The sequence below is a fragment of the Gluconobacter albidus genome (genome assembly GCF_002723915.1).
Lineage (GTDB): Bacteria > Pseudomonadota > Alphaproteobacteria > Acetobacterales > Acetobacteraceae > Gluconobacter > Gluconobacter albidus.
On sequence record NZ_BEWL01000001.1, the window covers coordinates 120,114 to 133,448 of the forward strand.

Annotated in this window: 12 protein-coding genes and 2 tRNA genes; 5 read left to right on the forward strand and 9 right to left on the reverse strand. The window is 61.6% G+C overall.

What is annotated here, in order from left to right; genetic code table 11:
- Positions 1–65 precede the first annotated feature (65 nt).
- Positions 66–1,667, reverse strand: a complete 1,602-nt coding sequence (guaA, locus tag GAL01_RS00575) for a glutamine-hydrolyzing GMP synthase (RefSeq protein ID WP_062030938.1) — start codon at positions 1,665–1,667, stop codon at positions 66–68.
- 96 nt (positions 1,668–1,763) lie between these two features.
- Here guaA and GAL01_RS00580 point away from each other — a divergent pair, with 96 nt between their 5' ends.
- The 3 genes from GAL01_RS00580 to GAL01_RS00590 all read left to right on the forward strand — a co-directional run bounded on the left by GAL01_RS00580 (position 1,764) and on the right by GAL01_RS00590 (position 2,391).
- Positions 1,764–2,141, forward strand: a complete 378-nt coding sequence (locus GAL01_RS00580) for a hypothetical protein (RefSeq protein WP_062030868.1) — start codon at positions 1,764–1,766, stop codon at positions 2,139–2,141.
- 61 nt (positions 2,142–2,202) lie between these two features.
- Positions 2,203–2,279: transfer RNA gene (locus tag GAL01_RS00585), tRNA-Arg, on the forward strand.
- Positions 2,280–2,314: 35 nt separating this feature from the next.
- Positions 2,315–2,391, forward strand: a tRNA-Arg gene (locus GAL01_RS00590).
- A gap of 33 nt (positions 2,392–2,424) precedes the next feature.
- On the opposite strand, the gene GAL01_RS00595 is transcribed toward GAL01_RS00590, so the two are convergent.
- The 3 genes from GAL01_RS00595 to GAL01_RS00605 all read right to left on the reverse strand — a co-directional run bounded on the left by GAL01_RS00595 (position 2,425) and on the right by GAL01_RS00605 (position 4,085).
- On the reverse strand, positions 2,425–2,859 hold the full coding sequence (locus GAL01_RS00595; RefSeq protein WP_062030866.1) for a response regulator: 435 nt from the start codon (positions 2,857–2,859) through the stop codon (positions 2,425–2,427).
- Positions 2,860–3,003: 144 nt separating this feature from the next.
- Positions 3,004–3,699 carry a trypsin-like serine peptidase gene (locus tag GAL01_RS00600; RefSeq protein WP_062030864.1) on the reverse strand — a complete coding sequence of 232 codons (696 nt, stop codon included), beginning with the start codon at positions 3,697–3,699 and terminating at the stop codon, positions 3,004–3,006.
- Positions 3,696–4,085: a cytidine deaminase gene (locus tag GAL01_RS00605; protein ID WP_062030936.1), complete on the reverse strand. Its 390-nt coding sequence runs from the start codon at positions 4,083–4,085 to the stop codon at positions 3,696–3,698. Before GAL01_RS00605 ends, GAL01_RS00600 begins: the two co-directional genes overlap by 4 nt.
- A gap of 68 nt (positions 4,086–4,153) precedes the next feature.
- Here GAL01_RS00605 and lysA point away from each other — a divergent pair, with 68 nt between their 5' ends.
- Together lysA and GAL01_RS00615 are read left to right on the forward strand one after the other, a co-directional pair.
- On the forward strand, positions 4,154–5,509 hold the full coding sequence (gene lysA / locus GAL01_RS00610) for a diaminopimelate decarboxylase (protein ID WP_062030862.1): 1,356 nt from the start codon (positions 4,154–4,156) through the stop codon (positions 5,507–5,509).
- Entirely contained in the window at positions 5,502–8,177 is a 2,676-nt protein-coding gene (locus GAL01_RS00615; RefSeq protein WP_062030860.1) for a DUF4175 domain-containing protein, read from the forward strand. Before lysA ends, GAL01_RS00615 begins: the two co-directional genes overlap by 8 nt.
- Before the next feature lie 51 nt (positions 8,178–8,228).
- Here the strand turns inward: GAL01_RS00615 and GAL01_RS00620 are convergent, their stop codons facing one another.
- From GAL01_RS00620 to GAL01_RS00640, 5 genes are all read right to left on the reverse strand, one after another.
- The gene (locus GAL01_RS00620) at positions 8,229–9,146 is read right to left on the reverse strand and encodes a hypothetical protein (protein WP_062030858.1); all 918 of its coding nucleotides are present in this window, start codon (positions 9,144–9,146) and stop codon (positions 8,229–8,231) included.
- 30 nt (positions 9,147–9,176) lie between these two features.
- Positions 9,177–9,851 carry an HAD family acid phosphatase gene (locus GAL01_RS00625; RefSeq protein WP_062030856.1) on the reverse strand — a complete coding sequence of 225 codons (675 nt, stop codon included), beginning with the start codon at positions 9,849–9,851 and terminating at the stop codon, positions 9,177–9,179.
- Positions 9,848–11,014 (reverse strand): MFS transporter, encoded by a 1,167-nt coding sequence (locus GAL01_RS00630; protein WP_174694411.1) that lies wholly within the window; start codon positions 11,012–11,014, stop codon positions 9,848–9,850. The genes GAL01_RS00625 and GAL01_RS00630 overlap by 4 nt, the downstream gene beginning before the upstream one ends.
- A gap of 81 nt (positions 11,015–11,095) precedes the next feature.
- A complete protein-coding gene (locus tag GAL01_RS00635; RefSeq protein WP_062030854.1) occupies positions 11,096–11,860 on the reverse strand; it encodes a CDP-diacylglycerol diphosphatase in 765 nt (254 codons plus the stop codon).
- The gene (locus GAL01_RS00640) at positions 11,857–13,335 is read right to left on the reverse strand and encodes a Ppx/GppA family phosphatase (RefSeq protein ID WP_062030852.1); all 1,479 of its coding nucleotides are present in this window, start codon (positions 13,333–13,335) and stop codon (positions 11,857–11,859) included. Before GAL01_RS00640 ends, GAL01_RS00635 begins: the two co-directional genes overlap by 4 nt.

Genomic DNA, 13,335 nt, shown 5'->3' on the forward strand with positions numbered 1-13,335 from the left:
CCGCATCACTGCGGGGTTTTCAGTAGGTCAGATCCGGATGGCGTCAACCGCGACCGAACGTGAGATCATTCCCACTCGATCGTACCGGGCGGCTTGGACGTGATGTCGTAGGTCACGCGGTTGATGCCGCGCACTTCGTTGACAATACGACCTGCAACACGGTTCAGGAATGCGAAGTCGAACGGATAGACTTCCGCCGTCATACCATCCGTGCTGGTCACGGCACGCAGGGCACAGGCCTGATCGTAGGTCCGGCCATCGCCCATGACACCGACTGTTCGAACTGGCAGCAGAACCGCAAAAGCCTGCCAGATCGCATCGTAAAGCCCGGCGCGGCGGATTTCCTCAAGGTAGATCACATCCACCTTGCGCAGCAGGTCGAGCTTTTCTTTCGTCACATCACCCGGAATACGGATCGCCAGTCCCGGCCCCGGGAACGGATGCCGTCCCACGATGCTCTCGGGAATCCCGAGCTCGCGGCCCAGCATGCGAACCTCATCCTTGAACAGCTCCCGCAGCGGTTCGACCAGTTCCATGTTCATGCGGTCCGGCAGACCGCCCACATTGTGATGGGACTTGATGGTCACGGACGGACCACCCGAGAAGCTCACGCTCTCGATCACATCCGGATACAGCGTGCCCTGTGCCAGGAACTGCGCACCACCCAGCTTCGCAGCTTCTTCCTCGAAGACCTCGATGAACAGACGGCCAATCGTCTTGCGCTTGGTTTCCGGGTCCGTCACACCAGCCAGTTCGCGCAGGAACAGCTCTGACGCATCACGATGCACAAGACGGATATTGAAGCGGCCCCGGAACGTCTTGACGACCTCGTCCGCTTCGCCCGTGCGCATGATGCCCGGATCGACGAAAATGCAGGTGAGCTGATCGCCAATTGCATCATGGATCAACTTGGCCGCAACAGAGCTGTCCACACCACCCGACAGACCACAGATCACCCGGCCAGAGCCAACCTGCTTGCGGATACGCGCGATTTCCAGATCGCGGAAACCGGCCATCGTCCAGCTGCCACTGCAACCCGCAACATTATGCGTGAAGTTGCGGATCAGGGCTGCACCATGCGGCGTATGCACGACTTCCGGATGAAACTGCACTCCGTACAGACGACGTCCCTCATCCGCGATGATCGCGAACGGCGCGCCTTCGGAATGGGCGACGGCACGGAAGCCCGGCGGAAGCTGCGTCACGCGGTCGCCGTGGCTCATCCAGACCTGCTCACGCTTGCCGCGCGCCCAGACACCCCGGAACAGCGAGCAGTCCTCGGCAATGTCGATATAGGCGCGACCGAATTCGCGGTGCTCGTGATTTTCGACCTTGCCGCCCAGCTTCTGGCACATCGCCTGCTGGCCGTAGCAGATCCCCAGCACAGGGCGGTTGAGCGCAAAAACAACATCCGGAATCGGAGGCGCATTCTCGTCATGGACGCTGGCCGGGCTGCCGGACAGGATAATGCCGCGCGGATTGAAAGCGCGGATCTTTTCCTCGGTCGCCGTGTATGGCCAGATTTCGCAGTACACACCGCTCTCGCGGACACGGCGTGCAATAAGCTGCGTTACCTGACTGCCGAAATCCAGAATGAGGATACGGTCTTCGTGAAGAGTTTCGTCGAGCTTTTCGACGGTGCTGGCGTCCTGCTGGGTCAATGTCATGGCCTCGCGTTCCGGTTTCATGGTGCCTTTTGAGGCTCTCCTATAAGGTGTTGTGTCGTCTGCGTCATCCATTCTGCAACATCGAACAGGAACAACATGCGCCTGCCAGCACTTTTTGCCATCTCCGCCACGGCCCTGCTCGCCGCCTGCGCGGGTACGCCCGACCCGGGCAAGGATCCGACGGGCTCATGGGTTGGTGCCCTCGTCACGGATCAGGGCACCTGTCCGACCGGGCGTTCTTCGACCCTTCGCATAAGAGGCAGGGAGATCCTGTTCACACCGGCGGATGGCTCGCAGGTTCTTCACGGCACCTACACGCCCGGCAGCCAGCATTATCATGCAGAACTCGCCATGACGGATCTGGACCACCATCCCACAGCCGTCGTGTTCAACGGCTACCCTGTCGGGCAGGCGATCGGCGGCATTTTCGGCTCACCGTCGTGCCGCGCCCATATCACCATGACGCGAAACTGAAATTTTTTCGAAAGCGGGGTTGTCAGGTCAGCTAAGCCTCTGTAAAACCCCGCCTCACAGCGCACCCGTAGCTCAACTGGATAGAGCACCAGACTACGAATCTGGGGGTTAGAGGTTCAAGTCCTTTCGGGTGCACCAGTCTTCTCCTGATGAAGACTTTATACAATGTGTCCGCACCCGTAGCTCAACTGGATAGAGCACCAGACTACGAATCTGGGGGTTAGAGGTTCAAGTCCTTTCGGGTGCACCACATTGCTTTTCCCCGTGACAATTCATTGACGTTTCAGTGGCGAACACGCTCAAGGCAGCGATAGACCTCGTCCCATTCATAGGGCTTGGCCAGAAACATTGTGCCGCCCGGCAACTCTCCGAGTTCCTGAATCCGGGTTCCTGATGTCAGAACAAGGCCAATATCGGGGTGCTGCTCGCGAATCACGCGCGCAAGATCCACGCCATCCATGTCACCGGGCATATTAACGTCGGAAAAAATCGTGCAGATGTCCGGGCGCCGCTCGAGAACAGCCAGTGCTTCGTCAGCATCCGCCGCTAGCGATGTCTCGTAACCTGCCTCTTCCAGCATGTCCGCAGCGAGGAATCGCAGCAGCGCCTGATCTTCGACAACAAGAACATGCTTCCTGCCGTTTTTTTTACTTTCCCCCTGCGCGTTTCCCTGCGGAACGACACTGGATGATGCTCCCTTCATGGACATGACATACATGGCAATCACTTTCCGGGATTAAAAAACCTTTAACACCTTTATGGTGTCGTCTTCTGGTCAACGCGGCAATGGGGCCCATGTTTGCATCAGTGAATTTTTTCTGACATGCGCCCACGTCTCGCAACCCTTGAACTGCGCCAGACATCAATGCGGTAAAGGCGCAGCAAATCCACCCCGTTCCGGCGTCGCCAGAACATCAATTCCCACAATCCCCCACTCCCCGTCAGGCTGACGCGCCAGCAGGGGGCCGCCGCTGTCTCCGCGCGTTGCCGCACAGTCGTGATGAATCAGTCCATTCACTGCCAACCCGTTGATCTGACAGGCTATATCCCCGTACGGAACTTCCGGCCGATCCTGAGGATATCCGACCAGCATCGCAGCCGCCCCCGTCTGTGCTACGCCGTAAGGAACAAGGTCGGCAGGCGCGATCACCTTCCGGTCCAGCACCAGCGTGGCACGATCGTCGGACGCCGTACCGCCCTCATTTTCTGGGTCATAACCGGGCGCAATAACAAAATGTGTCACATGGGCATGAAGCCGGTATTGCCCAAGCAGATACCCCATCAGCACGTGAACATCTGCAGGCGGGATATAATGCCGCGTTGCAGACAGCCACAAACAATGCGCCGCCGTGACCATCACGGTCGGCGCCACGGCGAATCCCGTGCATCGGCCCCCCAGTGACGTCTGGACGCGCCCCAGAATCTTCCAGGGCGCCGTATTCACATCCACCACGCTGCGATGGCTGTCCGATCCGAGTCCCGGCAGGGCCACGGCCGGAGCCGCCAGTGCGCCTGTGCCGTACAGCCAGAACATCAGCAGCGCGGTGGCGCCTTTCATCCCAGATGATCCGGGCCAAACGCATCAGGCAGCAGCTCGGCCAGCGTCCGGGTCAGAAGCACGTCTCCTTTCGGAGATATCATATGCACCCGCAGATCCGGCAAACCGAACTCCCGCAGTTTCTGACGGCACCCGCCACACGGCGTACACGGCGCATCGCCGCCCACGACCACGATTTCCTCAATACGCCGGCCCCCAGCCCTGACCATGGAGGCAATTGCACCGGCTTCCGCACATGTTCCCAGCGGATAGGCGGCGTTCTCGACATTACAGCCGGAATGCACAACACCCTCACAGCGTAAGGCCGCGCCGACCTGAAAGCGCGAATAGGGTGCATAGGCACGCGAACGGGCCTCAAGGGCCTCGCGGATCAGTTCCTGTATCATGCCGGTGATACTATCCCCTGCGGGTTCAGCTTGGAACATGCTTCCAAGAGCGATACGGTATCACCATCATGAGTGCACCGCTTCCCTCCGATCCCGCCACTGACCCGTCCTTCCGCGACATGCTGGACACCCGCCCTTCCCTGACGATGGACGCACGGGACGGCCTCCTGTTCGAAGGCGTGCCCCTGCACGTCATTGCGGCGGCCGTCGGCACGCCGTGCTGGATCACGGGGGCAGAAACGCTGCGACATCGCGCAAAAGCGCTCCGGGCTGCGTTTGAGGCCCGGAACCTTCCGGTCAACCTGCATTTCGCCATGAAGTCGCAGGACCATCAGGCGACTCTGACCATCCTGCGGCAGTGCGGCTATGGCGTGGATATCGTCAGCGGCGGAGAAATGCAGCGTGCGCTTCATGCCGGAATCCAGCCCTCCGGGATCGTGTTCTCCGGCGTTGGAAAATCCGATGCTGAATTGCGGGCTGCCATCGAGCACGACATCGCACAGGTCAACGTCGAGAGCGTCGAGGAACTGTATCGCCTCGACGAGATCGCCCGGGCCTGCGGTCGCGTCGCCCGCGCGGCCCTCCGGGTCAATCCGGACGTGGACGCCGATACCCATGACAAGATTTCCACGGGCCGCGCCGGAGACAAGTTCGGCATCGAACACCGCCGCGCCGTGGCGTTATATGGTGAAGCGGCCCGCCTGAAGAATGTCCGGCTCGTTGGCCTCGCTGTTCATCTGGGCAGCCAGATGCTCACCGCTGGACCTTTCCGGGAAGGCTATATGCGGCTTGCCGACATGGTCCGCGAAATCCGCGCTGCCGGTCACACCGTCGAAGCCGTGGACTGTGGCGGTGGCCTTGGTATCCGCTATCGTGACGAAATCGCTCCCTCGCCCGACATGCTCGCGGGCGTTATTGCCGAGACGCTGGGGGATCTTGACGTCCGCCTCAGTATTGAACCTGGCCGCTGGCTTTCTGCACCGACAGGTCTCCTGCTAACCCGCGTCATTGAAACCAAGGCTGGCAACCCCGACTTCGTCGTGCTCGATGCCGCTATGAACGATCTCGCACGGCCGTCCCTGTACGAATCCTGGCACGGCATCATGCCCGTCGCCCCGAATGGGCTGACCAGCCCAACAAAGCTCTGGGACATCGTCGGGCCGGTCTGCGAAAGCAGCGACATCTTCGCCCGCGACCGTGCGCTCCCGGCGGACACGAAGCGCGGCGATCTGATCGCCCTGCTCGATACCGGAGCTTACGGCGCGGTCATGAGTTCTACCTATAATTCCCGCCCCTTTGCAGCGCAGGTCCTGATCGACAATGGGAAATGGGACATCATCCGCCAGCGCCAGAGTGTTGCGGATCTGATCGCTGCTGAAACCGTCCCCGAATGGCTGACAGCAGCCAGGAATGACCATGGCTGAGCCAAACCCGGCCCTCCATCTCAAAACCCTGCGTCGCAGGGCCCAGCGTGTCTTGTGGTGGGAACGTGCCTGGGAGCCCCTGCGCTGGCCGCTGCTTCTGGTCGCATTCTACGGTCTGGCATGCCTCGCACGCATCCCACAGTCCCTGCCTGACTGGTTGCATGCGCTGCTCGAAATCGGTGTGCTCGGCGCGGCTCTCTGGCTGACCGTCACCGGCCTGCGCCGTGTTGCCCCCGTGGGCATCCCGGCAGCAGACCGCAGGATCGAGCACGATTCCCGTCTCGCCCGCCAGCCACTGCTCAGCCTGACCGACCGCCCGGCTTTTGCCGGAAACGGCGAACAGTCCGCCATCTGGGCGCGCCATGTCGAGCGCGTTACAGCCTCGCTCGGAACACTCCGCGTCGGTCTTCCGCATCCCGAGACCAGCCTGCAGGACCGCATTGGCCTTATCGCCGTCCCTCTGGCCCTGATCGGTGCCGCGCTGCTGGCGAGTACACACACGCCGTCGCGTCTGTACGCCGGACTAGTCCCCGGCGTGGACGATGACAGCGTTCCGCTGCCGACCCTTCAGGCCTGGATCGACCGACCGTCTTATGCGCCTGGCGCGCCTATTTTCCTGTCTTCAACAGGCCGCACCACGCTTGATGTGCCGCAGGGTTCGATCCTGAACGCCACCATCACCGGCGCTCACGGCAAACCCGCGCTGTCCGGCATCGCCTCTCCCGCACAGAGCCGGCTGGATGCGGGAAGCTGGAACAGCCACGGCACGCTTCAACAATCTGGAACTGTCCGCATCGTCGTTCGCGGCCGTACTCTCGGCGCATGGCGTGTGACCGTGGAACCCGACCTACCCCCGACCGTCACATGGGACGGCAAACCCGGCCCCCAGAAAGACGACTGGCGCACTGGCCTGCCCTGGCTCATCCATCAGACCTACGGTGTCGAATCTCTGGAAGCCGAAATCCATCTGCCCGGTCTCTCCCGCGGCCGGATCCTGCGCGTTCCGATCCCCCTCGACGGTCATCCCAAAGACGCAAAAGGGATCGCCACGCCGGATCTCTCCTCCGATCCTTTTGCGGGAATGGACGTCGAAGGCCGTTTACATGCCAAAAGCGTTTCGGGGCGCGAAAGCCGCAGCGATCCCGTCAAATTCCAGATCGGAGCCCGCAAATTCACAGACCCGCTGGCCCGCGCCCTCGTGGCTTTGCGCCGCCGCCTCATGCTTGGGCAGGAACGCGCCTCAAAAGCCTCAGACGAACTCGCGCTCCTGACACAGACAACCGACGAACGCGCGATCCTCGCAGCGCTGGGGCTGGAAATCGCCTCTCTTCGCAAAGATGCCCCGCAAGGCTCTGCGGATCGCGTCCCGGGCGACCTCTGGGCACTTGCGCTCTATCTGGACGATCTGCGCCGTGACGGTCCCGAAATCGCGGATGCCGCAGCCGAAGTCCGTGCCGCACAACAGGGTGTACAGCAGCAGCTCGACCACATGCGCGATCTGGGAGAAAAGGGTCATACCCTTCCTGAACAGGAAGAACTCCAGCGCCGCACACAGGCCCTCAAAGATGCCCTGAACCGCCGGATGCAACTCCTGTTCTCGCGAGCCGCCCAGAGCGGGATCATGATGCCACAATCCGGCACCAGCTCGGCCGATCCGTTCTCCGACGAAATGCGACGCCTTCAGTCCGAAGCCAATCAGGGGCATGGCGACGAAGCCCTCCGGCGTCTCCAGCAGATGGAAGACATGGCCGAACGCATGCGTCAGGCGCGCCCCGAGGACCTCAAGGCCCTCGCCGCCCAGATGAAAGCACAGGCCGAAGCGCAGGCGCAGCGCGCCGCCCTGCATGATCTCGTCCATCGCGAAACGACGCTGCTCGACCACACACAGTCCCGCCTTTCCGCCGCCCGTAAGGCCGCAGCACCGCCCGATGACGGCAATCCCCCCGATGTCAGCCAGATGTCGACGGCAGACCTGCTCCGCCAGCTTGGCATGCAGCCACCTGCCGGCATGGACCAGCCTGCCGACAAACCGCCCGCTCCGGTCGATCCGGCCACGGTCGCGGCCCAGTCCGACGGACGCCGCTCGGACCACGCCCTGCAACGTGCGCTGCAGCGTGTGAACGATATCCTGAGCCATCGCGTCAAGGATCTGACCGGCAAGCCCGCCACAGCCTTCGACAAGGCGAAAACGGATATGCAAAGCGCCCGCGAAGCCCTTGCGGACCGCAAGGACGCCGACGCCCAGACAGCCGAACAGAAAGTTCTGGCCGACCTGTCCGAAGCCGGAAAGCAGATGCGCCAGAACCAGAAATCCGGCGGTTCCGGCAAGGGTGGACAGGGTGGCGGCAGCCTGAGTTTCATTCCCTCCGATGGCGCAGGCGGTTCCGGAAAACCCCAGCACGGCGCAAAGGGACAGCAGGGCGATGATGGTGACCAGCCGCAGGCGGGCGATGAAGACGGCGACGACGAGGACCAGAAGGATCAGGATCCGCTGGGCCGCAAACTGGGTGAAGGCGACAAGGGCAAGGATTCGGACGCTCATATCCCGGACAAAAGCGCCCGGGACCGCGCCCGCGACATCGAGCGCGAACTCCGCCGCCGCGCCTCCGACCGCACGCGACCACAAAGTGAACTGGACTATCTGGAACGGCTTCTCAAATCGTTCTGAGACAAAAAAGCCCGGCGCCGTTATGGCACCGGGCTTTTTCAGATCCCGCTTTTACAGGTCGTGAACATAGGCCGATGTGTCACGCAGCTTTTTTCCTGTCTGTGCCGCCGCCTCAACCTGTGCAGCACCGGGTAAAACCCCGTGCATCAAAATCTTCCAGTTGGGATCTGCCACCAGAATTGCGCACAGATCACTCCAGTAGAGGGATGCATCGAAATGCGGATTGGTACTGTTATGCAATAGTTCCTGCGCCTGGTCGGCATGCCCTTTGAAGATCAGATCCAGCATGATCTGTGTCGTGGTGGGCAGACCCTGCCCGGGAAAATGATGCCGGACCTCCCACAGGAATGCTCCGGTTTCATTCCCGATGGATGCCCCCTGGAACGCTTGGGAAACCATGGACAAGGCGTCCTGCTTCAGCCTTGCCTCATCCAGCGCGAATGTTCCATTGTGCCAGATCACGGGAACCGGCGTGGATACGCTCTCGGAATTCGAAGCTCCAAACGGCATCATCACAGGAATCGACAGCCAGAAACCGAACGGCCCGGTCGCAGGCGCACCCTGTGGTGGATATTCAGGTTGCCGGCAGTCACTGAGCTTCTGGAAATGCGGAAGTTGCGCAAACCGTAACGCGACATATTCACCGCATAGTCCGGATCCGTCCCAGTTCACATAAAACAGCAGATCCGGGATGGATTCCGGCTCCGGTGCCAGCGCCGTCCGCCGCCAGAGAGTCGCGATGGATCCGGGAGCCCCTTCAATGTTTTCAGAAACAGGGGCGGCCTTGCCGGTCCAAACGATACAGAACGACTGCGGTTTTCCCGCCGGGACCTGACAGGCCCGCGCGTCGATACGCCCTTCCGGACCCGACCACAACAGACGCGCTTTTTCAACAGGCGTGGGAGCCGCATAAGCCGCCCCGCTCCAGATTCCGGCAAGAAGGAGTGCAAGAACTGAATGAGGGCGCATACCGTCTTCCGTTTCCGAAATTACATAGTGTTACGGAATACGATAGAACGGATTCGGCAGCAGGAAAGTCTTTTTCGCAAAACCACCGCTCAGATCGGACGGCTGATCCCCGAGGCTTGCAATGATCGTATAGCCCTTGCGCTCGATTCTCTCACGGGTCGGCGCCTTGTAAAGCGCAGCATATCCGTGAGACGTCATCGGACGCAGATACAGACCGTCCCAGTGCCGGATTCCCGCCAGATGCAGGTTGTGCTCGGTTGCATCCCGCTCATCTTCATGACGCCCCGTCACGAAAAAGACCGAAACATGATGCGCCTGTGCATCTTCAATCAGCGCCCGCATGGACGCAAAGGCCGGCGCGCGGCCACTCTTTTCCCAGGCAATGGCCCCACACGGCCCTTTGGGCAGAGCGTCGCACGGACCCGCCGGAATATACCCGAAATCATCGGCGCGGATCTCGTCCCAGTTGGACAGCGTGGTCTCGTCGATATCCAGCACAATTGCAGGATGACGCGTCTTGGGCGCCGTCTCGTTGATCCACAGGCGCGCCTGGGAAACCACGGCGTCGAAGTCGCGCTGGTAATCGCCGCTGTCGTGATAGGCGCTGGCGGCCATAATGGCATCGCCAACATTCGCAGGCTGTGCGGCCAGCGCCGAGAGGGGCGCAACAAACAGGCTGGTGGCGAGCAGGAGGGAACGGATCATGGAGGAGCCACCTTTCGTGACACAAGAACAAGCCCGACCCCGACCAGCGCCAGAGCCGTACCAATGACGGACACACCGCCATAGCCCAACCCCATAGACAGCGCGATCCCTCCCAGAGCGGCACCGATTGCATTGCCAAGGTTGAACGCCCCGATATTCATGGACGACGCCAGCGCAGGCGCATCATGCGCGGCCTGCATGACCCGCATCTGAAGCGCGGGCATGAGCGCGAAGGTCGCGGCGCCCCAGAGCAGTGACGCGAACAGCGCGCCTGGCACGCTCTGCGCCATCCACGGAAAGATCAGCATGATCACGCCGAGGATGGGGAAAAAGATCAGCAGACTCCCATCCAGAGAGCGGTCTGCACTCCGGCCGCCTATGGCGTTCCCGATGGAGAACCCCACCCCGGTCAGCATCAGCGCCAGAGTAATGATGGTCGGGCTGGCATGGGTAATGTGTTCAAGAATCGGCGCGATATAGGTGTAGAGCACGAACATTGCCCCGGCGCCGATCGCCGTCGTCAGAAGGGCCAGAAGCACATTGCCCTTCACGAGAACCCGCAGTTCACGCCCGACCTCCGGCGCCGGACCAATCTCACGCTGCGGCAGGGCGAACTGCACGGCCAGCATGGTCACCAGTCCCAGCATGGCCGTCACCCCAAACGCACTGTGCCAGCCGAAATTCAACCCAAGCCATGTCATCGCCGGAACGCCGATGATGTTCGCGATCGTGAGTCCCATGAACATGGACGCCACCGCACTCGCCCGGCGGGACGGCGCGACAGACAGAGACGCCTCCACGGCCCCAAGGCCGAAAAACGCCCCATGGGCCAGACTGGTCAGGACACGTGAGGCAAAAAGCAGTTCATAACTACCGGAAACCGCGGACAGCAGATTTCCGGCCACATACAGGCCCATCAGCAGGATCAGGGCCAGTTTGCGCCGGAAACGCGCCATCAGGAGCGTAATGACCGGCGCCCCGAGCATCACTCCCACCGCATAGGCCGTCACCAGCCCACCGGCCTTGGGCACACTGACCTGGAGACCATGCGCGATGACGGGCAGCAGGCCCATCGGTGTAAATTCTGTTGTGCCGATGGCGAAGGCGCCAACAGCGAGCGAAAGCAGTGGCCAATTTGGGGACGATTTCGCTGCCAGTTTCAAGACCGGTCTCCGGGAATGTCAATTGTTCGAGATTGGTCGAACCCTGCCACACCCGGAATCCCGGAACAACCCAAAGCTGTTTTACATCATGCCGTTGGGGTGCTGGCCCATGTCCATGCCATCCATGATCATGGCCTTGTGGTGCGGATCATCGAGATGACATTCATGATCCTGAAGCTCTTCGCCCGATCCATGATCGAGGACATGCGCCATGTCATCGAGCAAGATGAACCCGCCATGCTTTGCCGGCGTGATGACGAGCGTGTGGATGGACATGTCATCAGCGGCAATCACCCGGAACGGTGACGGATCCAGTGATGTCACGATCCGCGCCCGATAGGGATGCCCGTATAGCGAAACCGGAGACCAGGCCTCGGTAATCATGTTCTTGTCGAGCTCGGCACGGGCATAGGACGTCAGACAGTCCAGATGGATGTGCAACTGGTCCTGCGTGCGCCCCGGACGCGAATTGATGGCCATCGACATATGCGAGTCAGGGATCTCGAACCCGTAGGACTGCGCCACATGGGCACGCTGCCCCCAGGCCTCCGCGAAATAATTCGGCGTTTCCGGCTTCAGCAGAACGGGATCTTCAACGCCGGGAACCTTCTGCGTCGGGATCACCAGATACTGGCCGCGCCCGGTCTGATCCTTGAGAAGGGCATAGCCGTCCTTCTCGTCATAAACCGTGCAGGGCTTGTGATCCGCATCCACGGCGCAGCGCGCGTGAACGACTTTCCAAAGCGCGCCCCGGTCATGGGATTTTCCGCAGCCCGACAGTCCGAAAACCACTGCCGCCGCAACCAGACCAAACCTGGCCGCCGTTCCGTAATCCCGCAAAATCATTCTTCCCTAACCTGACATTCAAGCTGCATTGCAGCCGCCAGCCTCTCGAAGCGACGACGGACCGCACTGCCCGCCGCCCGGACGCTGCGTGCGCCCAGAACCAGCACGAGTGTTCCGTCTTCCACGAGAAGCCTGCACTCATCCAGAAGGACTTTCGTCCCCGCGCAGAGTGTATAGGCCAGCCGAAGCGCAAGGCCCAGCCTCACCGCCCGTTCGATCTCCGAACGCGACAGAAGCTGCCGGGAGGGTTCAATAAGGGGTGAGTCCATCGAGACTTCATACCGCACGGCGAGCGTCAGCCCGATAAAGGCCCGTGCACTGTGATCGAAACCCACGCCGTGACCATACATTACACGTCGATAGGTCTGTTCGACCCGATATTCCGGATGATCGTAGGAGCCGATATCGGAGAGCATGCACGCCAGTTCGCGCAGACGCTTCTGGGTCCGCGTCTCGTCGCGGAACAGCGGTGCCGTCCAGCTCACCAGCGGCTCAGCCAGTGAAGCGCTGCGGGCGAGGCGATTGGCCATCTCCGTCGCCAGATCCGTCATTGGATCGAGCTCCGCAACCGAAGACGCCACATGGCGCATGTACCAGCCTTCACGCAGCCCATCGACGCTGAAGACGACCTTGGACGGACGGACACGCTCCATCAGACAGCGCAGCACGACCGCCGCAAACGGCGCATCCGCCAGACGCTTGCGCGGGGCACCCGGCATTTTCTCAAGGGTCCGGCGCGGGGACGTGATAACCCAGTCCGCCATTTCCCGCGCTTCCCCTTCCGAGAGGGTAAACAGATGCACAAGATTCAGCGGATACTGCGTCCGCGCGATCTGAAGCCGCGCCAGCGCACGGAACGCGCCCCCGACCAGGTAAAGCGGCCGCCCCGTCATGCCTGGCAGCCAGTTCACCTCCGCCAGAAGTTCATCCGCGATTTCTGCCGCCCGCTCAATGCTGCCTTTGGCACGGTCATGCAGACGGATCACACCCAGCTTGGTCGTCACGGCCTCGAAATACTGGCCGTCCGCGACATGGATAAGTTCCAGCGACCCCCCGCCAATATCCGCAACCAGCCCGTTTGCTTCCGGCAGACCGCACAGAACGCCACGAGCCGCGTAATCGGCTTCTTCCGTTCCTTCCAGAACCCGGATCGGCACGCCCGGCATCCGTGCGCGGATGGCGTCAACGAAATCGGGCCCGTTGGTCGCATCCCGGACGGCAGCGGTTGCGAGAACCTGAAACGGCTCCGCCCCCATCGCGCGGGCAACGGTATGGAACCGTCCCAGCACGTCCATCGCCAGCGTCACACCTTCTTCGTTGAGGCGCCCCGTCGTATCCAGTCCACGCCCCAGCTTGAGCGTGACCTTCTCGTTGAAGATCGGAAGGGGGTTGCGCGTCACCCCCTCGAAAACGACCAGCCGGACCGAGTTGGACCCAAGATCGACAATGGCGGAACGCTGTGCAGATGAGGACAT

Excerpts from the sequence above, each read along its gene's own strand:
- guaA (WP_062030938.1), bottom strand. The coding sequence starts at position 1,667 with ATGACATTGACCCAGCAGGACGCCAGCACCGTCGAAAAGCTCGACGAA.
- GAL01_RS00580 (WP_062030868.1), top strand. The coding sequence starts at position 1,764 with ATGCGCCTGCCAGCACTTTTTGCCATCTCCGCCACGGCCCTGCTCGCC.
- GAL01_RS00595 (WP_062030866.1), bottom strand. The coding sequence starts at position 2,859 with ATGTATGTCATGTCCATGAAGGGAGCATCATCCAGTGTCGTTCCGCAG.
- GAL01_RS00600 (WP_062030864.1), bottom strand. The coding sequence starts at position 3,699 with ATGAAAGGCGCCACCGCGCTGCTGATGTTCTGGCTGTACGGCACAGGC.
- GAL01_RS00605 (WP_062030936.1), bottom strand. The coding sequence starts at position 4,085 with ATGATACAGGAACTGATCCGCGAGGCCCTTGAGGCCCGTTCGCGTGCC.
- lysA (WP_062030862.1), top strand. The coding sequence starts at position 4,154 with ATGAGTGCACCGCTTCCCTCCGATCCCGCCACTGACCCGTCCTTCCGC.
- GAL01_RS00615 (WP_062030860.1), top strand. The coding sequence starts at position 5,502 with ATGGCTGAGCCAAACCCGGCCCTCCATCTCAAAACCCTGCGTCGCAGG.
- GAL01_RS00620 (WP_062030858.1), bottom strand. The coding sequence starts at position 9,146 with ATGCGCCCTCATTCAGTTCTTGCACTCCTTCTTGCCGGAATCTGGAGC.
- GAL01_RS00625 (WP_062030856.1), bottom strand. The coding sequence starts at position 9,851 with ATGATCCGTTCCCTCCTGCTCGCCACCAGCCTGTTTGTTGCGCCCCTC.
- GAL01_RS00635 (WP_062030854.1), bottom strand. The coding sequence starts at position 11,860 with ATGATTTTGCGGGATTACGGAACGGCGGCCAGGTTTGGTCTGGTTGCG.
- GAL01_RS00640 (WP_062030852.1), bottom strand. The coding sequence starts at position 13,335 with ATGTCCTCATCTGCACAGCGTTCCGCCATTGTCGATCTTGGGTCCAAC.